The organism is Idiomarina sp. HB, from assembly GCF_048059115.1.
In the GTDB taxonomy this organism is placed as follows: Bacteria; Pseudomonadota; Gammaproteobacteria; order Enterobacterales; family Alteromonadaceae; genus Idiomarina; species Idiomarina abyssalis.
Genome location: NZ_JAYLVU010000002.1, coordinates 267,505 through 286,878 on the forward strand (window position 1 = coordinate 267,505; position 19,374 = coordinate 286,878).

General features: G+C 48.5%; 24 protein-coding genes. 14 read left to right on the forward strand and 10 right to left on the reverse strand.

Annotated elements, in window-relative coordinates; all coding sequences use genetic code 11:
• Positions 1 to 139 precede the first annotated feature (139 nt).
• Positions 140 to 1,000, forward strand: coding sequence for an RNA polymerase sigma factor RpoH (gene rpoH / locus VBY75_RS07025; protein ID WP_416511743.1), 861 nt, complete (start codon positions 140 to 142; stop codon positions 998 to 1,000).
• Positions 1,001 to 1,258 carry a YkgJ family cysteine cluster protein gene (locus VBY75_RS07030; RefSeq protein ID WP_074930797.1) on the forward strand — a complete coding sequence of 86 codons (258 nt, stop codon included), beginning with the start codon at positions 1,001 to 1,003 and terminating at the stop codon, positions 1,256 to 1,258.
• Here VBY75_RS07030 and VBY75_RS07035 read toward each other — a convergent pair.
• Genes VBY75_RS07035 through gpmI form a run of 3 tightly spaced genes read right to left on the reverse strand, consistent with a single transcriptional unit; the run spans position 1,215 to position 4,657 of the window.
• Positions 1,215 to 1,970 carry a divergent polysaccharide deacetylase family protein gene (locus tag VBY75_RS07035; RefSeq protein WP_416511745.1) on the reverse strand — a complete coding sequence of 252 codons (756 nt, stop codon included), beginning with the start codon at positions 1,968 to 1,970 and terminating at the stop codon, positions 1,215 to 1,217. The genes VBY75_RS07030 and VBY75_RS07035 overlap by 44 nt on opposite strands.
• Positions 1,970 to 3,112, reverse strand: coding sequence for a murein hydrolase activator EnvC family protein (locus VBY75_RS07040; protein ID WP_416511747.1), 1,143 nt, complete (start codon positions 3,110 to 3,112; stop codon positions 1,970 to 1,972). The genes VBY75_RS07035 and VBY75_RS07040 overlap by 1 nt, the downstream gene beginning before the upstream one ends.
• Positions 3,113 to 3,121: 9 nt before the next feature.
• On the reverse strand, positions 3,122 to 4,657 hold the full coding sequence (gene gpmI, locus VBY75_RS07045; RefSeq protein ID WP_416511749.1) for a 2,3-bisphosphoglycerate-independent phosphoglycerate mutase: 1,536 nt from the start codon (positions 4,655 to 4,657) through the stop codon (positions 3,122 to 3,124).
• Positions 4,658 to 4,822: 165 nt separating this feature from the next.
• Between gpmI and VBY75_RS07050 the strand changes: the two genes are divergently transcribed.
• Genes VBY75_RS07050 through gpsA form a run of 3 tightly spaced genes read left to right on the forward strand, consistent with a single transcriptional unit; the run spans position 4,823 to position 6,812 of the window.
• On the forward strand, positions 4,823 to 5,254 hold the full coding sequence (locus VBY75_RS07050) for a rhodanese-like domain-containing protein (RefSeq protein WP_054490879.1): 432 nt from the start codon (positions 4,823 to 4,825) through the stop codon (positions 5,252 to 5,254).
• 41 nt (positions 5,255 to 5,295) lie between these two features.
• Positions 5,296 to 5,799: a protein-export chaperone SecB gene (secB, locus tag VBY75_RS07055; RefSeq protein ID WP_054490876.1), complete on the forward strand. Its 504-nt coding sequence runs from the start codon at positions 5,296 to 5,298 to the stop codon at positions 5,797 to 5,799.
• Between the two features lie 11 nt (positions 5,800 to 5,810).
• Positions 5,811 to 6,812 carry an NAD(P)H-dependent glycerol-3-phosphate dehydrogenase gene (gene gpsA / locus VBY75_RS07060; protein ID WP_054490874.1) on the forward strand — a complete coding sequence of 334 codons (1,002 nt, stop codon included), beginning with the start codon at positions 5,811 to 5,813 and terminating at the stop codon, positions 6,810 to 6,812.
• Positions 6,813 to 6,835: 23 nt separating this feature from the next.
• Here gpsA and slmA read toward each other — a convergent pair whose 3' ends face one another.
• The 3 genes from slmA to coaBC are packed head-to-tail and all read right to left on the reverse strand — an operon-like array spanning position 6,836 to position 9,183.
• Positions 6,836 to 7,426, reverse strand: coding sequence for a nucleoid occlusion factor SlmA (gene slmA, locus VBY75_RS07065; protein WP_416511752.1), 591 nt, complete (start codon positions 7,424 to 7,426; stop codon positions 6,836 to 6,838).
• Between the two features lie 48 nt (positions 7,427 to 7,474).
• The gene (gene dut, locus VBY75_RS07070) at positions 7,475 to 7,930 is read right to left on the reverse strand and encodes a dUTP diphosphatase (protein ID WP_054490870.1); all 456 of its coding nucleotides are present in this window, start codon (positions 7,928 to 7,930) and stop codon (positions 7,475 to 7,477) included.
• 17 nt (positions 7,931 to 7,947) lie between these two features.
• Entirely contained in the window at positions 7,948 to 9,183 is a 1,236-nt protein-coding gene (coaBC, locus tag VBY75_RS07075) for a bifunctional phosphopantothenoylcysteine decarboxylase/phosphopantothenate--cysteine ligase CoaBC (RefSeq protein ID WP_416511755.1), read from the reverse strand.
• Between the two features lie 98 nt (positions 9,184 to 9,281).
• On the opposite strand from coaBC, the gene radC reads away from it, so the two are divergent.
• From radC to rpmG, 3 genes are all read left to right on the forward strand, one after another.
• Positions 9,282 to 9,956 (forward strand): RadC family protein, encoded by a 675-nt coding sequence (radC, locus tag VBY75_RS07080; RefSeq protein WP_416511757.1) that lies wholly within the window; start codon positions 9,282 to 9,284, stop codon positions 9,954 to 9,956.
• A 182-nt stretch (positions 9,957 to 10,138) separates the two neighbouring features.
• Positions 10,139 to 10,375: a 50S ribosomal protein L28 gene (gene rpmB, locus VBY75_RS07085; RefSeq protein WP_054490864.1), complete on the forward strand. Its 237-nt coding sequence runs from the start codon at positions 10,139 to 10,141 to the stop codon at positions 10,373 to 10,375.
• A gap of 11 nt (positions 10,376 to 10,386) precedes the next feature.
• Positions 10,387 to 10,542, forward strand: a complete 156-nt coding sequence (rpmG, locus tag VBY75_RS07090) for a 50S ribosomal protein L33 (protein WP_006953863.1) — start codon at positions 10,387 to 10,389, stop codon at positions 10,540 to 10,542.
• Between the two features lie 63 nt (positions 10,543 to 10,605).
• Here the strand turns inward: rpmG and VBY75_RS07095 are convergent, their stop codons facing one another.
• Positions 10,606 to 11,223: a 2OG-Fe(II) oxygenase gene (locus VBY75_RS07095; RefSeq protein ID WP_199494466.1), complete on the reverse strand. Its 618-nt coding sequence runs from the start codon at positions 11,221 to 11,223 to the stop codon at positions 10,606 to 10,608.
• A gap of 119 nt (positions 11,224 to 11,342) precedes the next feature.
• Here VBY75_RS07095 and VBY75_RS07100 point away from each other — a divergent pair, with 119 nt between their 5' ends.
• Together VBY75_RS07100 and mutM are read left to right on the forward strand one after the other, a co-directional pair.
• Positions 11,343 to 11,849 carry a hypothetical protein gene (locus VBY75_RS07100; RefSeq protein WP_416511760.1) on the forward strand — a complete coding sequence of 169 codons (507 nt, stop codon included), beginning with the start codon at positions 11,343 to 11,345 and terminating at the stop codon, positions 11,847 to 11,849.
• A gap of 15 nt (positions 11,850 to 11,864) precedes the next feature.
• Positions 11,865 to 12,677 (forward strand): bifunctional DNA-formamidopyrimidine glycosylase/DNA-(apurinic or apyrimidinic site) lyase, encoded by an 813-nt coding sequence (mutM, locus tag VBY75_RS07105; protein ID WP_416511762.1) that lies wholly within the window; start codon positions 11,865 to 11,867, stop codon positions 12,675 to 12,677.
• Between the two features lies 1 nt (position 12,678).
• Here mutM and bioH read toward each other — a convergent pair whose 3' ends face one another.
• On the reverse strand, positions 12,679 to 13,446 hold the full coding sequence (gene bioH, locus VBY75_RS07110; RefSeq protein WP_416511764.1) for a pimeloyl-ACP methyl ester esterase BioH: 768 nt from the start codon (positions 13,444 to 13,446) through the stop codon (positions 12,679 to 12,681).
• Positions 13,447 to 13,482: 36 nt separating this feature from the next.
• Here bioH and VBY75_RS07115 point away from each other — a divergent pair, with 36 nt between their 5' ends.
• The 3 genes from VBY75_RS07115 to VBY75_RS07125 all read left to right on the forward strand — a co-directional run bounded on the left by VBY75_RS07115 (position 13,483) and on the right by VBY75_RS07125 (position 16,323).
• On the forward strand, positions 13,483 to 14,172 hold the full coding sequence (locus VBY75_RS07115) for a ComF family protein (protein WP_222236316.1): 690 nt from the start codon (positions 13,483 to 13,485) through the stop codon (positions 14,170 to 14,172).
• A gap of 71 nt (positions 14,173 to 14,243) precedes the next feature.
• A complete protein-coding gene (nfuA, locus tag VBY75_RS07120) occupies positions 14,244 to 14,822 on the forward strand; it encodes a Fe-S biogenesis protein NfuA (RefSeq protein ID WP_054490854.1) in 579 nt (192 codons plus the stop codon).
• Between the two features lie 115 nt (positions 14,823 to 14,937).
• Positions 14,938 to 16,323, forward strand: coding sequence for a DUF4397 domain-containing protein (locus VBY75_RS07125; protein WP_278358614.1), 1,386 nt, complete (start codon positions 14,938 to 14,940; stop codon positions 16,321 to 16,323).
• On the opposite strand, the gene VBY75_RS07130 is transcribed toward VBY75_RS07125, so the two are convergent.
• The gene (locus VBY75_RS07130) at positions 16,295 to 17,617 is read right to left on the reverse strand and encodes an MATE family efflux transporter (RefSeq protein ID WP_416511768.1); all 1,323 of its coding nucleotides are present in this window, start codon (positions 17,615 to 17,617) and stop codon (positions 16,295 to 16,297) included. The genes VBY75_RS07125 and VBY75_RS07130 overlap by 29 nt on opposite strands.
• Before the next feature lie 57 nt (positions 17,618 to 17,674).
• On the opposite strand from VBY75_RS07130, the gene VBY75_RS07135 reads away from it, so the two are divergent.
• Entirely contained in the window at positions 17,675 to 18,760 is a 1,086-nt protein-coding gene (locus VBY75_RS07135; protein WP_416511770.1) for a polysaccharide deacetylase family protein, read from the forward strand.
• Here VBY75_RS07135 and VBY75_RS07140 read toward each other — a convergent pair.
• Positions 18,757 to 19,371: an SCO family protein gene (locus VBY75_RS07140; protein ID WP_199494461.1), complete on the reverse strand. Its 615-nt coding sequence runs from the start codon at positions 19,369 to 19,371 to the stop codon at positions 18,757 to 18,759. The two genes, VBY75_RS07135 and VBY75_RS07140, sit on opposite strands and share 4 nt — an antisense overlap.
• Positions 19,372 to 19,374: the final 3 nt, after the last annotated feature.

Consider the following 19,374-nt stretch of genomic DNA (forward strand, 5'->3'; position numbering starts at 1 on the left):
GTTGCGAAAGCCATAGGCTTAGTTATACTAAATCACCTGATCGACAACGATCATAATGGAACTTTTAGACTCTAAAAGGGTCTTAGAAGCTGACTGAAAGGCAGTAATTTAAGTCGGTATTTTAAGTAGAGGTTGTTAAATGAGCACTGAATTAAACACCATGGCATTATCGGTTCCCCAAGGGAGAGGACTGGACGGGTATATTCAGTCAGTCAACCGTATTCCTATGCTCACCGCCGAAAAAGAAAAGGCGTTGGCAACAAGACTTTATGAGAACAGTGACCTCGATGCTGCGAAAGAGCTCATCATGTCGCATCTCCGCTTTGTGGTGCACGTAGCCCGTAGTTATTCAGGTTATGGTCTGCCGCAAGCCGATTTAATTCAGGAAGGCAATATTGGCCTGATGAAAGCCGTTAAACGCTTTGACCCATCTGTGGGCGTGCGTTTGGTGTCATTTGCTGTTCACTGGATTAAAGCAGAAATTCATGAATACGTGCTGCGTAACTGGCGCGTTGTAAAAGTGGCAACCACAAAAGCACAGCGTAAGTTGTTCTTTAACCTGCGTAAAATGAAAAAACGTTTAGGTTGGTTTAGCCAGAAAGAAGTTGAAACTGTTGCCGATGAGCTGGGTGTCAGCACGAAAGAAGTGCTGGAAATGGAATCCCGCATGAGTGCTCACGACCAGGCCTTTGAGCTAAGCTCCGACGACGATGACTCGAAAGAAGGCAGTGCCTACTCTCCAGCGATGTATCTGGAAGACAAGCGTTCCGATTTAGCGGCAGAAATTGAAGCCGAAGACTACGAAAGTCATACACAGCAGAAACTACTGGGTGCTATGAGTCACCTGGATGAGCGTAGTCAGGATATCGTTCAGTCGCGTTGGCTGTCTGAAGATAAAACCACGCTGCATGACTTAGCAGCAAAATACGAAGTATCGGCAGAGCGCGTTCGTCAGCTTGAACAGAACGCGATGAAGAAACTTCGTCTCGCAATGAGCTAAATGAAGTGCCGCATTGGTTGCGGTGCTTGCTGCATAGCTCCTTCTATTAGTTCTCCTATCCCCGGCATGCCAAATGGCAAGCCGGCGGGTGTGCGCTGTGTCCAACTCGACGATGATAATTTATGCCGGCTGTTTGGTAAGCCGGAACGGCCCGCCGTGTGTGGTGAGTTTTCAGCGGATAGAGAGATTTGCGGTGAAAGCCGCGAGCAGGCAATTATTTTGCTGACGTCACTGGAAGAAGATACCCGTTCTGGTTAGTCGCCTGAGTTAGCTCAGAAACGAACACCAACTCAATTCCCTGCTTTTGCAATTCAGGTAAATGCTGCTTAAGAAAGCTCAAGGTTTCTGGGTAGGGGTGACCAATGCCAATGGCCTGACCGTCTCGCTTGGCTAAACGAAGCAACTGGTCAAACTGCTGTTGCAGATAATCTTGGTCAACTTCGTTATCAAGAAAGACATGGCGGCGAGAGGTCCTGACTCCAAACTGTCCGGCAATTTGTTCAGCCACACTAAATTCCGACGTCCGACTATCAATAAAAAAGAGTTTGCGGGCTGCTAATGTTTCCATAACAGCTTGCATGGGCATGGGTAGCTGAGTCAGTTTACTGCCCATATGGTTATTCACTCCGGTCACGTAAGGAATCGAGTCGAGAGCGTTAACCAGCTGCAGCTTTATTTGCGCGTTGCTCATGTCGGCGGTGACCACACCCGGACCGGGCCGGTCGTTTTCTATTGCTTCCATTGGCATGTGTAAAAGCACTTGCTTTTGCTGGTGGTGTGCACGTAATGCAAAAGCCCGGGCGTAGGGGGTGTATGGCAGCACGGCAAAACTGACATTGCCCGGTAAAAGCGCCGCTTTTAAGTCATTCTTGTGATTACCTATGTCGTCAATAACAATAGCTATCTTGCCGGCAGAAACCGGAGCTGCCAAGCAAGTAAGTAAAGCCAGAGTCGCAAGAAGGCGTAGCATCAGCGTATCCAGTTACTTGGGTTTTGCGGACGCCCCTGGTGGCGTATTTCGAAGTATAACGTAGGGCTGTTACGCGAGCCGGACTGCCCCATAAGTGCAATTTCCTCGTCTTTGCGAACTTTGTCACCAACGGCTTTCGTTAATGTCTGGTTGTGACCATAAAGGCTCATGTAACTTTGCCCATGATCAACCACAATGACTAAACCAAATCCGCGTAGCCAGTCTGCGTATACCACCCGGCCATTAGCAATTGAGCGAACGGGCTGTCCGTTACTGCCTTCTATTAGAACGCCTTTCCAGTCAACCGGACCTTCTCGGCGTTGACCGAACACCCGCTTTACATCGCCGTCACTTGGCCAGCGTAATTGGTTTTTGACTGACTGTAAGCCAACCAGTTGCACGTCTTTTTGTTGGGCCAGAGCGTTTTCTATGGCGCTCAATACCTGCTCCAACTGATCCCGGCTTTGTTCCAGTTGTCCCACGCGTGAACGGTCTTTACGTTGTTGCTGTTGCAGCTCCGCTAACTTTTCTTCCTGACGATGTTGTTGTTGCTCAAGCTGAGAACGCTGTTCTTCCTGTTGCTGCCGTAAAGCGGCTAATTGGTTTTGCTGCTGTTTTAACTCTTCGGTAAGCGCGACAATTTCCTGCTGGGTACTCTTAATGACCTTAATTTCTTCAACTCTCGCGGTGTTGAAGTACTGGTAATAACTCAGCATTCTTTCGAATTGACCGGGATCCTGCTGGTTTAACAGCATTTTTAGGAAGTCATGGTCGCCGTTCATATAGGCGGAAACGAGCTGATCTTCTAATAACGCCATTTGTTGCTTCTGCTTTTGCTGAAGTTCTTTGCGCTTACGCTCTGACTCAGCAATTTCAGCATTGACGCTATCGAGCTTAGTTTGGGTTTTACGCAGTGAGCCGGCGACTTCTGCTGTTCTTATTTCCAGGTCGCGGAGCTGTTGCTCGGTTGAGCTTAGTTCCGCGTTACGCTCTTCTATGGCCTGCAGGCGTTCTGCCAGTTCTTCTTTGACAGCAGCTATTTCGGCCTCCGTAGAGGCTTTGTCGTCTTCACTGTAGTCCTGAGCTACTGCCGGGTTGACCAATAACCCCAGAACAATCAGCAAGAACACCGGTAGCTGCATAAGTTTGTCCTATTCCTGCTCTAACAACATGAGCGGGGTGCCGGTCATTTCGTCAGGCTGCTCCATGCCCATTAAATGCAAAATTGTGGGTGCGACATCGGATAAACGCCCATTTTGTGCCTTAGCGGGACGACCAACATAGATGAAAGGAACCAGCTCATTAGTGTGAGCTGTGTGCGCCTGGCCGGTTGTTGCATCACTCATTTGCTCAGCGTTGCCATGGTCTGCAGTTATCAGGCATTCACCACCAACAGCCTCTAAAGCCGATACCACACGGCCAACGCTGTGGTCGACAGCTTCACAAGCCTTAACGGCCGCATCGAAGTTGCCTGTATGGCCAACCATGTCGCCATTAGGGTAGTTGCAAATAACCACATCAAAGGCTTGAGACTCAATGGCTTCAACCAGCTCATCAGTGAGCTGTTCCGAGCTCATTTCTGGCTGTAAGTCGTAAGTTTTCACCTTAGGAGATGGTATCAGAACGCGTTTTTCTCCTTCAAACTCCTGTTCGCGGCCGCCGCTGAAAAAGAAGGTGACGTGTGCGTACTTTTCCGTTTCTGAGATGCGTAATTGTGTTTTGTCATGTTTAGATAACCACTCACCCAGCACGTTATTCAATGGTTCCGGCGGGAAAGCACAAGGTGTTTTTAATGTGTCGGCGTACTGAGTCAGCATGACAAAGTCGCTGAGTTCGATCCGTGATCCGCGGTCAAAACCGTCGAAATCATTATCAATAAAAGCCTGAGTCATTTCGCGGGCGCGGTCGGCACGGAAGTTCATAAAGAAAACAGAGTCACCGTTTTTCAATGGTGCAGGTTGGCCAATGACGACCGGAGTAACGAATTCATCGGTTTCTCCGCGCTCGTATGCGTCTTCTAATGCGTCTGTGGCATTCGGTGAAGTAACCCCGGAGAGGCCGTGGTAAATTGCTTTGTAAGACTGTTCAATGCGTTCCCAGCGTTTATCTCTGTCCATGGCAAAGAAACGACCGTTTAAGGTGGCGAAACGGCCTTTACCCAAACGGGCAAATAAAGCTTCAAAGCGCTCAATAGACGCCAGGGCGGATTTTGGCGGCGTGTCCCGGCCATCTAAAAACGCGTGCAAGTAGACATCATCTGCACCTTGTTCGATAGCCATTTCTACCATAGCGACCAGGTGGTCTTCGTGGCTGTGTACGCCGCCCGGAGACAACAGACCCATAATATGAACGGCACCATTAGCTGTTCCGGTCTTATTTAATGCGTCACACAGTACAGTGTTGCTGAAAAAGCTGCGGTCAGAAATAGCTTTACTGATGCGGGTAAAATCCTGGTAAACGATGCGACCAGCGCCCAAATTAACATGACCAACCTCGGAGTTGCCCATTTGGCCGTCCGGCAAACCAACTGCGCCCCCTGAACCATCGACTAAACAATGAGGGTATTGCTTCCATAAACGATCCATAACCGGTGTATTGGCTTTTGCAATGGCGTTATCCGGTGCATCTTCACGGTAACCCCAGCCGTCAAGAATCAACAATACCAAAGGTTTTATCGTAGGAGTCATAATGGGCCTCATTGCTCGGTGTTTTCGATGATGAAATTAGTCAACATTCTACTCGATTTCCGGAGCTTACGCATCCACCCAAGATTTTTCTGGCAACTGAGATTTGTACAGGTATACTCTTTGACCGCTATTTTTTTCTGTTACCCACGATTACTGGTAGGTCTTATGCAAGAACTTTTTGAATTTGTCAGCCGCAACCCAATGATGAGTGGCGTGTGGGTTGTTCTGTTAATCGCACTAATAGTGACGACGATTCGCTCTGCTATGTCGCCGATGAAAAGCCTGCAGCCGCAAGAAGCAACGGTTTGGGTCAACCGGGGTGATGGCGTATTCGTCGATATCCGTAATAAAGACGAATTTAAGAAAGGCCACATTCACGGATCGGTGTCATTACCGGCTGAAAAAATCAAACAAAAAGAACTTTCAACTATTGAAAAGTTCAAAGAAGCCCCCATTGTGATAGTCTGTGCAACAGGAATGACGGCAAAATCGGCTGCCAGCCAATTAATCGCTGAAGGCTTTAGTCAGGTGGCTGTGCTGCAAGGTGGTATTAACACATGGCGCAGTGCTAAATTGCCGGTTTCGCAGAAAAAATAATAAAATTCGTCTAAAACTTAAAATGAATAGGAAGTAAAATCATGGCTGAAGAACAGCAAGCAAACGGCGCGGCCGCTGAAAACCAACAACAGCAACCACAATTCGCAATTCAGCGCATTTACGCGAAAGACATTTCTTTTGAAACTCCAAGCTCTCCTGCTATTTTCCGCAAAGAGTGGAAGCCAGAACTGAAGCTGGACTTAAACGTAAAACACGAAAAAATTGAAGACGGTGTTTACGAAGTGGTGCTCACTCTGACTGCAACCAACAAGGTTGAAGACGATGTAGCATTCCTGTGTGAAGTACATCAGGCAGGTATTTTCACTATCGGTGATGAAATCCAGGAAGGTCAGTTGGCACACATGCTGGGTTCTTTCTGCCCGAACATTTTGTTCCCTTACGCTCGTGAGTGTGTTTCAAACCTTGTTAACCGTGCGACTTTCCCACAGTTGAACCTGGCTCCTGTTAACTTTGATGCTATTTTCCAGCGTCACATGCAGCAGCAAGCTGAACAGGCTCAAGGCCAGCAAACTGCTGACGCGTAAGCGATACGATAATGCAGACACCTCAGGTGACAGTGTTAGGGGCGGGCTCTTACGGGACCGCCCTTGCTATTTGTTTCGCCCGTAAAGGCATAGCGACTACGCTGTGGGGCCGGGACGCCGATAAAGTGGCGATAATGCAGGCTGCGCATGAAAACGAAGAGTATCTTCCTGCCTGCCCTTTTCCTGAGTCCTTAAGTGTAACGGCAGATTTAAGCGAAGCATTGCATGACGTAAAAAACGTCGTCGTTGTGGTTCCCAGCCATTCTTTCTCGTCTATGTTAGAGCAGGCGAAACCTTTGTTAGCGAAGCACGCTCGCGTAGCCTGGGCAACTAAAGGGTTGGAGCCCGATACAGGGCGTTTACTGTATGAAGTAGCAGAAGACATTCTCGGCGAAGAGCATCCATTGGCGGTATTGTCAGGTCCTACCTTCGCGATTGAAATGGCAAAAGGGTTACCAACGGCTATTTCAATGTCATCGACCAACAAAGCTTTTGTCGATGAGCTTTCGGAGCTTCTGCATTGTGACCGTTCCTTCCGTGTTTACACCAATAATGACTTTATTGGGGTACAGCTGGGCGGGGTGGTGAAGAATGTGATTGCCATTGGTGCCGGCATGGCAGATGGCATTGGCTTTGGTGCAAACGCACGAACGGCATTAATTACCCGTGGTTTAGCGGAATTGACCCGACTGGGTCTGACATTAGGTGCTAAAAGCGATACTTTTACCGGTATGGCCGGGCTGGGGGATTTAATCCTGACTTGTACCGACAATCAGTCGAGAAACCGTCGTTTTGGTCTGGCTTTAGGTCAGGGGAAAGGCGTTGAGCAGGCTCTAAAAAGTATTGGTCAGTCGGTTGAAGGTTATCGGAATACCCGTGAAGTGGTTGCTCTGGCCAAACGTTATGACGTTGAAATGCCAATTTGTGAGCAGATATATGCGGTCCTTTATGAAGGTAAAGAACCGCAGCAGGCAGCTATTGATTTATTGAGTCGTGAGCGTAAAACGGAGTGACCTGTTTCACACAGTAACCCGTTTTACGCACTTATTAGCTGTTGTTCCATGACTTGCCATTGAGCCGATAAATGTTCTGTTGGCAAACGTTTGAAATTAGAGCGCACGAACTGACTGATTTTTCCATCGGCGTAGCTTAGCAATAAACTCGCCAACACGGCTTCATCAACAATAAAGCGTTGCTGTTCCCGCATCGCTTTTTCCCGCAATACCTGCTTTATTGAGCTTTCTATACGATTAAAAAGGTCTTCCATACGACCTCTTAAGCGGTCGTGTTCGCCCATAAGTGCATCACCCGTCATTACTCGTGTGATACCAGGGTTACGCTCAGCGAAGGTTAATAAGAGCTGCAAAATAGCGTAGCAACGGGAGAGCGTATTCTTCTCCTCGTTCATGATCATGTTAATGCGGGTGAGCAGGGTGTCTTCAACAAACTCAATAAGCCCTTCAAACATGCGCGCCTTTGATGGAAAGTGACGGTATAAAGCCGCCTCCGAAACACCTAAGTTAGCCGCCAGTTTTGCTGTTGTAATACGCTGACCCGGGCTGGTTTCCAACATTGCCGCCAAAGCCTGTAAAATTTCCTCACGACGGTTACGTTTTTGTTCTGCCATGCTTGTAACTTTCCTTATTTGAGAGGCCGGAATTTATTGTAATTCGGTTTATGAGCGGCCAGAGTGACCGAAACCACCTTCACCGCGGTCGGTTTCGTGAAACTCGTCGACAACGGTCATTTGCGCCTGTACAACGGGTAAAATCACCAATTGCGCAATGCGGTCGCCAGGTTCTATGGTGTAGGCCTTGTCGCTGCGATTCCAGCACGAAACTTTAAGCTCGCCCTGGTAGTCTGAGTCGATAAGTCCAACTAAATTACCCAGTACCAGGCCGTGTTTATGGCCCAGGCCTGAGCGAGGCAGAATAGTTGCTGCGTAGTTCGGGTCACCAATATACATAGCAATACCGGTGCCAATTAACTGGGTTTGTCCCGGTTCTATGGTTAATGGCTGATCCAAACAGGCGCGCAGATCCATTCCGGCAGAACCCTGGGTGGCATATTCAGGAAGCGGAATAGACTGGCCAATACGTTCATCTAAAATTTTTACTTCGACTTGCGTCATGGAGTTCTCACTTTCTTTTAATTAGCCCTGATTTCAGGATTTGTATTATCAAAATAGCGTTTGGCTATCGCATCAATAATTGCAACGGCCATGTCATGCTTGCTCATCGTCGGAAGTGACTGCTCACTATCCTGACTGAAAATAATGGCGTTATTACTGTCGCTGTTAAAACCCAGACCGGTCTGGCTAACATCGTTAGCGACAATCATTTTTAATTGTTTTCGTTCCAGTTTACGCAGCGCGTTAGCCTTTAAATTTTCGGTTTCGGCTGCAAAACCAACGGTAAACGGCGGTTTCTCTGAACTGGCTACTTGTTGCAGGATATCCGGGTTTTGCACCAGCTTAAGTTGCGGAGGCTCGTCATTCTGCTCTTTTTTGATTTTTTGTGAGGCAACTTCGGCAATCCGATAGTCCGACACGGCAGCACAGCCAATAAAGACATCGCACTGCTGCAGTTGCTGCTGTACCGCGTTAAGCATTTGCTCGGCAGTTTCTACGTCAATTCGCTGAACGCCGGCAGGAGTCGCCAACTGCGTCGGTCCGGAAACCAGAATAACGTTAGCGCCGGCATGAGCGGCAGCCTCTGCTAACGCATAACCCATTTTGCCGGAGCTGTGGTTACTGATATAACGCACAGGATCAATGGCTTCGCGAGTTGGGCCAGCAGTAATAACAAAGGTTTTTCCTTGCCAGGTTTGTGGCGTTTTAGGCTGCTTCTCAATTAACGCCTGTACAATCTGGGTTGGATCGCTCATGCGGCCATAACCGACATCGCCGCAGGCTTGTTCACCACTTTCAGGGCCTATCATTTGTACGCCCCGGCTTAGCAGAGTTTCAATATTCTTCTGCACGGACGTTGCCGCCCACATCTGTTGATTCATTGCCGGAGCAATGACAACAGGTGCCTTGCTGGCAAGCACCAATGTACTGAGTAAGTCGTCAGCAAATCCGTGCGTTATGCGGGCAATGGTATTCGCTGTGGCTGGCGCAACGAGAATGATATCGGACCAGCGAGCTAGCTCAATATGGCCCATAGCGGCTTCTGCTGTCGGATCTAACAAATCATCGCTGACCGTAAAACCTGACACGGCTTGTAAGCTAAGTGGGGTTACAAAAGCTTTGGCACTGTCAGTCATTACCACACGAACTTCTGCGCCCTGCTCACGCAAACGGCGCACCAGGTCAGGTGCTTTATAGGCGGCAATACCACCGGTAATACCTAAAAGTATGTGTTTGTTCTGCAACTGTGCCATGCGAACCCCTCTGTGTTAATTCGTGTAAAGATAACATGAGACCCCGTTACAGGGTAGATGGTCGTTATACTTCTCTCTTTAGAATTAAGGAGAGAGTAATGAGCGTCAAGGAATGGCCTGTTTCGGAACGACCCAGAGAAAAACTGCAAAATCAGGGAGCAGAATACCTGAGTGATGCGGAATTATTAGCCATTTTACTCGGTAGTGGCAGCCAGGGACAGGACGTTGTCGCTTTTGCTCGGCATTTATTGAATCAGTTTAACGGAATAGGGGCGTTGCTTACGGCAAAGCCGGAGCAACTTTTAGCCTGTAGTGGCATTGGACCTGCACGAGTGAATCAGTTGCAGGTTGTCATGGAGCTATCAAGAAGGTATCTGAAGTGGCAGCTGGAACGTTCGGATGGTTTTACCGACCCGTCTATGGTGAAAGATTATTTAGCCGCGCAGCTTCGTCATCAGGGCCGCGAAGTCTTTGCTATTTTACTGCTGGACAGTCAGCATAGGCTATTACGTTATGAAGAATTGTTTCAGGGTACAATTAACGCTGCTCCGGTTTATCCGCGTGAAGTCATTAAGTTGGTCATGCAGTACAATGCCGCCGCAGTAATTCTGGCTCATAACCACCCATCGGGTGTGGCAGAGCCCAGCCAGGCAGACCAGCGGGTGACTGAGCGGGTAAAAAAAGCCCTGACTTTAATCGATGTGGCGCTGCTGGATCATTTCGTTGTTGGCGCTGGCGATCCAATTTCTTTTGCGGAGCGCGGATTGTTGTAGTTTTGTACTGGCAGTTTGATTAAAAATCACGTAAAATCCGCCCCGAACGATCGATAAGGATCATATTTCCGTCGTATTAGCTTGATTAGAAGGGCAGTTTGCTGTATAAAATGCGCCCTCGGATTTATAGGCAAGGTCACGTTGGGCGACAGGCGAGCTTGCAGCAATTTTGGAGTAGAGACATGTCACAAGTATGCCAAATTACAGGTAAGCGTCCGGTAGTCGGTAACAACCGCTCGCACGCACGCAATGCGACTAAGCGTCGCTTCCTGCCGAACCTACAATCGCACCGCTTTTGGGTAGAAAGCGAGAAGCGTTGGGTTAAGTTACGCATTTCTACTAAAGGTATGCGTATTATTGATAAAAACGGTATTGATGCGGTATTAGCGGATCTCCGCGGCCGTGGTGTTAAGGTTTAAGGAACTCAATTATGCGCGATAAGATTCGTTTAGTGTCATCTGCTGGTACGGGTTACTTCTATACCACAGATAAGAACAAACGCACCATGCCAGAAAAAATGGAGATCAAAAAATTCGATCCAGTGGTTCGTAAGCACGTGATCTTCAAAGAAGCTAAAATCAAGTAATTGGTTCTAAAGCTTACAAAAAACCCAGCTTCGGCTGGGTTTTTTATTGCCTGACTTTTACGGTTAGCGCGGAGGGTCCACAATGCCGGAAATACTGGCATTGATGCGGAACCAACCGGTAATGCTGAAGCGGTCTCTTTCTGAACGTAGTACTTCATGCACAAAACGGTCACTTAAAAATACCACCAGGCGTCCTTGTTTGGGCAGTACGGTTTCCAGCACTTGACCTTTATTGCCATAAATAACCAGTTGCCCGCCATCGGCTTCTTCCCATTCGGGGTTCAGGTAAAACACCGTGGTCAACACGCGGTTACTTCGGCCTTTAAATGCATCCAGATGTTTTTTATAGAAAGCCCCTTTCGGGTAATGAGCCAGGTGGCACTCGTAATCGAACAAGCCAAGAAACAACTCGCGGTTAAATTCATTGCGCAATTGTTCCATAATGGCCAGGTAATCTTTGTGGCGGGGCTCTTCCTGAGTTAACCAGTAAATGCGGTCGTTGCGTACCATGGTATTAATGGTTTGGTTCTGTTGACGGCCAATGCCGGCCAGATTCCAGTGCTGGGCCGGTAGTTGCTGAGCGTAGTGGTACAGTGCCCCAGAGCGCTCCGGCTGGAGAAAATCATCGATAATGCAGTAGCCGTGATCGGCGACTTTGTCGATAATATCAGATAGCACCATAATGCAATAAAGTCCCGTATTTTGTTGTCGCGCGAGAATATAGGGTATTCTGTTTCTAGTAACAAGAAGTACAGCAACAAGAAAATTATTCGTCAGGTTATCACATAGAGCGAAAGCCAATGAAAGTGAATGAGAAGCGAAAAATATTTGGGCTGACTATGACCCGCAGAGCGTGGAACAACGTTCTGGTTTACGCCTTATTAATTATTATGGTGGTGTTCTGGTATGTCGCGCCGCCAGTTAAAGAAGAAGCAGAGAAAGATATTAAGGATGAAGCCTCACCGGGTGAGGTTATTGGTTTGATACCCGATGATGGCAATTTAAGAGAGATACAAATTGATGAACTTCGGCTGGTTTTTGAGGAACAGAAATGGCAGTGCCAGACTCCATGCCGCCTGTCCGAAAAAGCCGCTGAAAGTGTGGTAGAGAACTGGCTGGCGTTGACTATGGAGCCAACCAACCAGACAGCAGAAAATTTAATCACTGACGTTTATTTTCGTTTTGCCGGGGGAGAGGAAGCGCGTGTCGAGCTGTACGCCGACCCTGAGTTGATAATTCGTCTGCCGAACCAACAGCAGAATTTTCGCGTAAAAGAATTCACTGCCAGTCAATTACTGGGTCATTAAGGAAGTCTGAAGTTTATGCCGGAATTACCCGAAGTTGAAGTCAGCCGATTAGGCATATCTCCGCACATCGAAGGTCATAAAATCACGACCGTTCAGGTTCACGATAAGCGTCTTCGCTGGCCGGTACCGGAAACAGTGCATCAGGTAGAAGGCCATGTTTTGCGCTCGGTAAGTCGCCGTTCAAAGTATTTATTGCTGCAGACGGATAACGGGTGCCTGATACTCCATTTGGGCATGTCGGGAAAGCTAAGAGTGGTGCCGGCTGAAACCCCGCATTACAAACACGACCACATTGATATCGAGTTTGCTAACGGACAGACGCTCCGGTTAAACGACCCGCGCCGCTTTGGCGCTTTGCTTTACAGTGAAACCGATGTGACCGGACATGAATTGCTCAAACAGCTAGGTCCGGAGCCGCTAACAGAAGCCTTCCATGTTGACTATTTATTTGAGTGCTCGCGGGGGCGAACGCAGTCGGTAAAAACTTTTATTATGGACAATAAAGTTGTGGTTGGTGTCGGTAATATTTACGCCAATGAAGCCTTATTTAAAGCCGGTATCAACCCCAAACGCGCGGCTGGTAAAATCAGTAAAGCACGCTACCAAAAATTAGTGCCACTCATAAAAGAAACTCTGGCAGGCGCTATAGAAATGGGCGGAACGACGCTAAAAGATTTTACTCAAGTAGACGGTAACCCCGGTTATTTCGCGCAAAAACTTCAGGTTTACGGACGTGGTGGCAAGCTTTGTATGGTATGCAGTAAACGGCTGAAGGAAATTCGTCTGGGTCAGCGCAGCACAGTGTACTGCACCCATTGCCAGCGCTAGTTTAACTTTTCACTGCCCTTAATAACTCGCTGACAAAGCGTTCCGGTTCTGAAATAAACGGAGCGTGTGAGCTTTTATTGAATATTACCGCGTCTGAGTCAGGTGCCAATGCTGAGATATCCGCAATAGCGCGCTCAGGAACCAGACTGTCCAGGCGTCCGTAAAAACGGGTAAAGGGCACTTCAATATTCTTCAATTGCTGGCGCAGATCGGCGGTTTGCAAAATGGATAACGCCTGTTTAAGCACACCCGGGTTAGGCATGGGTTTGGCAAATATCAGTTGCTTTACCTGCTTCACTTGCTCACGTGCATCGTCACTTCCCATAGCCTGAATGGCCAAAAAGCGTTCAATGGTCTTTTTAAAGTTTGTCTCCAGCTGCTGCTGAAACTGCTCCAGAATATCTGGTTTGATGCCCGACCAGCTATCACTTTCCACAAAGTGAGGCGATGAGGCCACGGTATTTAATGAAATGACCCGTTCGGGGTAACTAAGAGCCGCCTGCTTAGCAATAAGCCCACCTAAAGACCACCCCAGAAGATGAAAACGCTCGGGCAGGACGGGCATAATTTGTTCTACAAAGCCTTCGAGCGAAACTTCGCTCATCGGCGACCATTCGGAAAGTCCAAAGCCGGGTAAGTCAACACAGTGAAGTTGGAAGTTTTCGCTTAAAGCAGGCACCACCGGCTGCCAGATATTCCCGTTCATGCCCCAGCCATGGAGTACAACAAAAGGCGTTCCTGTGCCACTGCATGTTACCGATAGGCTCACTATACTCACTTTCCCAAATTTGTTATTTAGGTGACTATGCTAGCGTTTTTCCGAAGCCTCGCCAATGCTTTTGAATTAGGTACTTGCTGGAGTTGTGGTTGCGCGAGTGTTACAGCTACGGCTTTGTGCTCATACTGCGACGAGGCGTTACCACGTTGGTATCCACGTTGTTGTCAGCACCTGTCCGATATTGAGCAGCATCTCACCGCAGATCAAAAGCGGTGCCGCTATTGGTATGGTGCGTTGCGATGGGAGCCGCAAGTGCAACAATTGATGACTCTGTTTAAATTCCGCAATAAGGCTGAGCTTGCTCCTCTACTGGCTACTCAGCTGGCGGCTCATTTGCGACTTTGCTACCAGGGGCAGCCCATGCCGGACTGTATTGTTGCGGTGCCAATGACGCAGCACGCCTGGCGCCAACGCGGGTTTCACCAAACTGCATTATTGGCGCGCTATTTGTCTGCTGTACTACAGGTGCCTTACATTGCGGGTGGCTTACGTAAAATACGCTCGGTGCCTATGCAGCATATGGCATCGCAGTCCGCTCGCTGGGAAAACAGCAAGCGAAGTCAGTTAGCCCTTCACGATTTTAGTGGTAGTACGGTGGCTGTTGTTGATGATGTACTCAGTACCGGAGCCACCATGATGGCCGCCGCCGATGCCCTCTACAAAAAAGGGGCCGCAGCCGTGGATGCCTGGGCGGTTGTCTATAACCAACACGACTAGAAACTGAAGGGTATCTCGGTTACACTATACCTTAGTAATTTACTCAGGTATAAGCCGTGAGGTCAGTATTTATGATTCGTATTTCAGAAGCAGCGCAGTCCCACTTTCAGAAGCTATTAGCGGACCAGCCAGACGGCACGTGTATTCGTGTTTTTGTGGTTAATCCGGGAATGGCAAATGCCGAGTGTGGTGTTTCTTATTGTCCGCCAGATTCCGTTGAGCCTGACGACGAACGTTTACCGTTTAACGGCTTTGATGCCGTCGTAGATTCCGGTAGCGCTCCGTTTTTGGAAGACGCAGCCATTGACTTTGAAGAGCAGGAAATGGGGTCTCAGTTAACTCTGAAAGCACCAAACGCGAAAGCCCGTAAGGTTGCTGATGACGCACCGTTAATTGAGCGTGTAGAGTATGTGATTCAGGCTGAGATAAACCCGCAGTTAGCGAGTCACGGTGGTCAGGTTATGATTGCCGAAATTACCGATGACGGCGTGGCTATTTTGCAATTTGGCGGTGGCTGTAACGGCTGCAGCATGATCGATGTCACGTTGAAAAACGGCATTGAAAAAGAATTGCTTGAACGCTTCCCGGAAGAAGTGACCGGAGTTCGTGATATAACTGATCATGAGCACGGAGAGCACTCGTACTACTAGACCTTTCGACTATACAACTTTGTATTGTTCGATTTTTTAGTGTTAAAAATATGTGATCCCTTGCACGATCTTCACTCGTAACGATATTTGCCTAATCAATACGAGGAAATTAATCATGCAAGGGATCAAAAAGTTTGGTGTCCTGGCGACATCTTTATTATTAATAACGGGTTGTGACTGGTTCGACAGCGACAATGACGATGCTACCACAACTCCACCTGAAGCTGAATCAAGCTTTGTCCGTGTCCATCATACCTCAGCCGACTCACCTAACGTTAATGTATTAGCAGGTGACGCAGCGCTATTAGAAAATGTGCCTTATCACACCTCTTCTGCGGTTTTAGAAGTTGATGCCGGTGACTATGACATTACGGTTCAGGGTATTCTGCCTGATGAGACTACCGTCGATGCCATTGGGCCTGCCTCTTTAACTTTCGCTGCCGATACGCGTTATGAAGTTTTCGCCGTTGGTCAATTAGCGGATGAGTCTCTGGAGCCGTTAATTATCTCTAACCCGGTATCTGATGTAGCAGGCGGGGAGAGTCGTATTCAGGTTGTGCATGCCGCCTATGGTGCGCCGACAGTTGATGTTTATTTAACGGCTCCGGATGCAGACTTAAGTGCCGCATCACCTGCCCTGACACTTGCTTACGGTGAAGACAGCGGCCAGGTCGACGTTGAAGCCGGTGACTACCGCATTCGCTTAACCGGTGCGGGTGACGATGCGGTTGTCTATGACTCAGGAACCGTTAGTCTTGCAGATGGCGGTGATTACATCATTGCGGCAACCAACAATGTGGCGGCCAATTCGGATAATTCACCGGTTACTCTGCAGATAAGCGACGGTGAGTCTACCACTTTAGTACATGACGCCGACGTTGGTGCCGATGTTCGTGTTGTGCATGCCGTGGCGGATGCACCGAACGTTGATGTCACATTAAATGATGCAGCAGAAGCCCAAGTGCAAGACCTGCCTTTCCAAAGTGCAACTGGGTACTTAAACCTGGAAGCCGCTGAGTACAGTGTTGATGTTGCTGCTGCGGGCGGTGATCCGGTTGTTATTGAAGATGCCGCTCTTGCTGTAGAAAACGCAATGAGCTATTCGGTTTATGCGGTTGGTGAGCTGAGCACTATTGGCTTACAAGTACTGACTGAAGAGCGTCGTCGGGTCACGACTGAAGCGAAGGTACAACTGGTTCATGCCGCACCCAGTGCCGGTAATGTTGATATCTACGTAACCGCAACAGACGACATTAGTGGCGCAGACGCTGCCTTTACCGATGTTCCGTTTGACGCAGAAGGTCTGGTGAGCACAGGTAATGTTGCTTTAACACCAGGTGACTACGTGGTTACTGTAACGGCAACAGGTACGCAGGACATTGCTATTCAGACGCCTGTACTGACATTAGAAGGCGGTGGCATCTATACGGCAGTTGCGGTTGATGCAACTGACGGAGGTTTGCCACCACAGCTTATCCTGATGGATGATCTGGCGAACTAAGGTATTTGAACCAGATTGCCTGGGTAATACCACGCATGAATAAAAAGCCGCTGAGAGCTAACCACAAACCGTGGTTCTCCAGCGGCAATCCTGCCCACCACAACGGTAAAAAGCCAATGACAGCACTGAGTATCATGGTGTTGCGCATACCACGGCTTAACGACAAACCGATAAATACACCGTCAAACCAGTAACTCCAGTGAGCCAGTAGCGGCAGCACTATTATCCAGGGTAAATAATCTTCAGCAACCCGGATAATTTCAGGAATATCGGTAATCAGACGAATAATTGCACTGCCTGCCAGAGCGAAAACGAGCGTATAAACCACAGCAAAGAGTGACGACCAGAGCAAAGTAATTTTGCACCAGTAACGGATTTTATCGTAACGTCTTTGACCTTTTGCGGCTCCGGCAAGAGCTTCCACGGCATAGGCAATGCCGTCTAACCCCAAAGAGATTAGCATCAGGAACTGCATGAGTACGGCGTTAACTGCCACCATGGTACTGCCGTAGCGCGTCGCGTAGCCTGTCATTGTGGCCATACACAGCTGCAACACCAGGCTGCGAATAAAAATATTACCGTTAACGCCTAAAAACTGACGCAGCTGCTGAAATTTGAGCTGCCAGTGACGTAAGTGCCAACCCAGTGCACGGGCGGTCCAGTAGAAACCGACAATGGCGGTCACCCACTCGGCACTTAACGATGCCCAGGCGGCGCCTTTTACATTCAGTCCAAAGCCAAGAATGAGTATCACATCCATAACCACATTCACGGCGTTGGTAATGATTACCAGGAGCATGGCTTTGCGGCTGTTTTGCCGGCCTAACAATACGCCCAGAGCAACCAGCGTTATCAGCGAAGCCGGTGCTGACCATAAGCGAATTTCGATGTAATCGCGGGCGTAGCCTTCGAGCTCTGCAGAAGGGGCGATAACCCACATGGCTAAGTCATTAATTAACGGGCTGGCAACCGCTATTAAAACACCTAAACCCAGCGCAATAATAATGCCGTTATTAAAGTGCTGGCGCTGAGCATGTATGTCATCGGCTCCGTAGGACTGGGCTATATAGCCGGTTGTCGCCATGCGCAAAAATACCGCCAGCAGATAAATAAAACTGACTACCATGGCACCAACGGCAACGGCGGATAAGTAGATAGCGTCCGGCAAATGACCTATGATGGCAGTATCGACCAGACCGAGAAGCGGCGCAGCAATATTGGAAATGATCATTGGCAGGGCAATCGCAAAAACGCGGCTGTGATCAGACAATGAAAATCCAAACAGCTTGTGCATAACTATCCTTAAGTAAACTCGGTTAATAACGGCTTTTATACTTTATCAGGAGTCAGTATGAAGATGTTGAACAAAATGACGTTGAGTGCCGCATCGGGTTTATTGCTGGGGTGCTCACCATTGGCTCAGGCTGGCAGCGCCGATAGCGTGGTGGTGCTGCAGTACCACCACGTCAGTGACTCAACTCCCGCCGTAACGTCAATTGACCCGGAGACGTTTCGAGAGCATCTGCAATACCTGCAGGATAACAACTTTAACGTTATTGATATTACCGTCGCGCGCGATGCCATTGAAAAAGGCGAAGAACTTCCTGAAAAAGCCGTTGTTATTACCTTCGACGACGGCTACCAAAACGTCTATGAAAACGCTGTAAAGGTTCTGGAAGAGTTTGAGATGCCTTATACGGTGTTCGTTAACCCTGAACTCATGCGTAAGCACAGCGGCCATTACATGGGCTGGGAAGAACTTAAAGAAATTCAGCAGAACGGCGCTACCATTGCTAATCATGGACAGACTCACGCACACCTTATTCGTAAGCAAGAAGGTGAAAGCGATGAAGAGTGGCAGGAGCGTATGCGTTACGATGTAATTACGGCACAAGAAGCCATTGATGAGAACTTAGGCGCACAGCAGAAGTACTTTGCCTACCCTTACGGTGAGTATAACAATGAGTTGAAAGCTTTATTGGATGAATGGGGCTTCCTGGCCTTTGCTCAGCATTCAGGCCCATGGTCCAAATGGAGCGAAGATACGGTCATTACGCGTTTTCCGGCCTCGGGTATCTATGCGAACTTAAATACGCTGAAAGCCAAGTTGAATTCTAAAGCCATGCCGGTAAGTGCTTATCAACCGGAAGAGCCTTTAGTCGCACATGATAATAAGCGCCCGACTATTAGTGTGACGCTGGAAGCGGGCGATACACTGGACGATGTGCGCACCGATGCGTTGCAATGTTTTGCTGGTGGTTCAGTACTAAAGCCTGAATGGGAAAGTGATACAAAGTTTCGTGTAAGCTTAGAGCAGGACATCAATATTGGACGCTCACGCGTTAACTGTACCGCGCCCAGTGCTTCAGAATCGCGCTACTACTGGTATTCCGTAGCGCTTATCCGTCCGAACGAGTCAGGTAGTTGGCCTGATTAATCGGCGATAATGGCAAAATCTTTTTTGAGTTTATCCATGCTGACCACCGGTATCTCTCCGCGTTGGTGGTCGGCATTGAAAATCGCTTTCCGATTACCGTCCGGGTTCACCAAAATAATAGCGGCGCTGTGGTTCACCAGATAATTTTCCTCGCCTTCATCGGGAATGGAATACATTAAGCCTAAATCGCGCACGAAAGGGAACAGCTCTTTGTGCTCGGCGCGCACACCGACAAAGTCGTCACCAAAATAGTTAACGTATTGAGTTAAACGCTCAATATCATCGCGTTTAGGGTCAACTGAAATCAACCAAACTTTAACCGGTTCGGAAACCTCTCTCTGCAACTCAGGGATCACGCCCTTCAAGTCTGACATAGTGGTTGGGCAAATATCGGGACAAAAGGTATAACCGGTAAAGAGCAGGGTCCACTGACCTTTAAGCGCATCGTTTTCCACTGTGCCGGCTGCTGTGCTTTCTAAAGTAAAGGGCTTTAACGCACGAGGCGGTTCATAAACTAAGGCTTCCGGCTTTTCTTCCGGCCAAAAGTTGTAAACCGCAAAACCCGCTGCAAGGGCAATAAGAGCGGCCAGCAGTGTAACGATACGACTCATCTA

Coding starts and splice junctions, on each gene's coding strand:
- nfuA (WP_054490854.1), top strand. CDS start 14,244: ATGATTCGTATTTCAGAAGCAGCGCAGTCCCACTTTCAGAAGCTATTA.
- rpmB (WP_054490864.1), top strand. CDS start 10,139: ATGTCACAAGTATGCCAAATTACAGGTAAGCGTCCGGTAGTCGGTAAC.
- VBY75_RS07100 (WP_416511760.1), top strand. CDS start 11,343: ATGAAAGTGAATGAGAAGCGAAAAATATTTGGGCTGACTATGACCCGC.
- VBY75_RS07040 (WP_416511747.1), bottom strand. CDS start 3,112: ATGCAGCTACCGGTGTTCTTGCTGATTGTTCTGGGGTTATTGGTCAAC.
- VBY75_RS07125 (WP_278358614.1), top strand. CDS start 14,938: ATGCAAGGGATCAAAAAGTTTGGTGTCCTGGCGACATCTTTATTATTA.
- gpmI (WP_416511749.1), bottom strand. CDS start 4,657: ATGACTCCTACGATAAAACCTTTGGTATTGTTGATTCTTGACGGCTGG.
- dut (WP_054490870.1), bottom strand. CDS start 7,930: ATGACGCAAGTCGAAGTAAAAATTTTAGATGAACGTATTGGCCAGTCT.
- VBY75_RS07130 (WP_416511768.1), bottom strand. CDS start 17,617: ATGCACAAGCTGTTTGGATTTTCATTGTCTGATCACAGCCGCGTTTTT.
- secB (WP_054490876.1), top strand. CDS start 5,296: ATGGCTGAAGAACAGCAAGCAAACGGCGCGGCCGCTGAAAACCAACAA.
- VBY75_RS07135 (WP_416511770.1), top strand. CDS start 17,675: ATGAAGATGTTGAACAAAATGACGTTGAGTGCCGCATCGGGTTTATTG.
- gpsA (WP_054490874.1), top strand. CDS start 5,811: ATGCAGACACCTCAGGTGACAGTGTTAGGGGCGGGCTCTTACGGGACC.
- VBY75_RS07095 (WP_199494466.1), bottom strand. CDS start 11,223: ATGGTGCTATCTGATATTATCGACAAAGTCGCCGATCACGGCTACTGC.
- rpmG (WP_006953863.1), top strand. CDS start 10,387: ATGCGCGATAAGATTCGTTTAGTGTCATCTGCTGGTACGGGTTACTTC.
- VBY75_RS07030 (WP_074930797.1), top strand. CDS start 1,001: ATGAAGTGCCGCATTGGTTGCGGTGCTTGCTGCATAGCTCCTTCTATT.
- mutM (WP_416511762.1), top strand. CDS start 11,865: ATGCCGGAATTACCCGAAGTTGAAGTCAGCCGATTAGGCATATCTCCG.
- VBY75_RS07035 (WP_416511745.1), bottom strand. CDS start 1,970: ATGCTACGCCTTCTTGCGACTCTGGCTTTACTTACTTGCTTGGCAGCT.
- VBY75_RS07050 (WP_054490879.1), top strand. CDS start 4,823: ATGCAAGAACTTTTTGAATTTGTCAGCCGCAACCCAATGATGAGTGGC.
- radC (WP_416511757.1), top strand. CDS start 9,282: ATGAGCGTCAAGGAATGGCCTGTTTCGGAACGACCCAGAGAAAAACTG.
- rpoH (WP_416511743.1), top strand. CDS start 140: ATGAGCACTGAATTAAACACCATGGCATTATCGGTTCCCCAAGGGAGA.
- VBY75_RS07115 (WP_222236316.1), top strand. CDS start 13,483: ATGCTAGCGTTTTTCCGAAGCCTCGCCAATGCTTTTGAATTAGGTACT.
- coaBC (WP_416511755.1), bottom strand. CDS start 9,183: ATGGCACAGTTGCAGAACAAACACATACTTTTAGGTATTACCGGTGGT.
- slmA (WP_416511752.1), bottom strand. CDS start 7,426: ATGGCAGAACAAAAACGTAACCGTCGTGAGGAAATTTTACAGGCTTTG.
- VBY75_RS07140 (WP_199494461.1), bottom strand. CDS start 19,371: ATGAGTCGTATCGTTACACTGCTGGCCGCTCTTATTGCCCTTGCAGCG.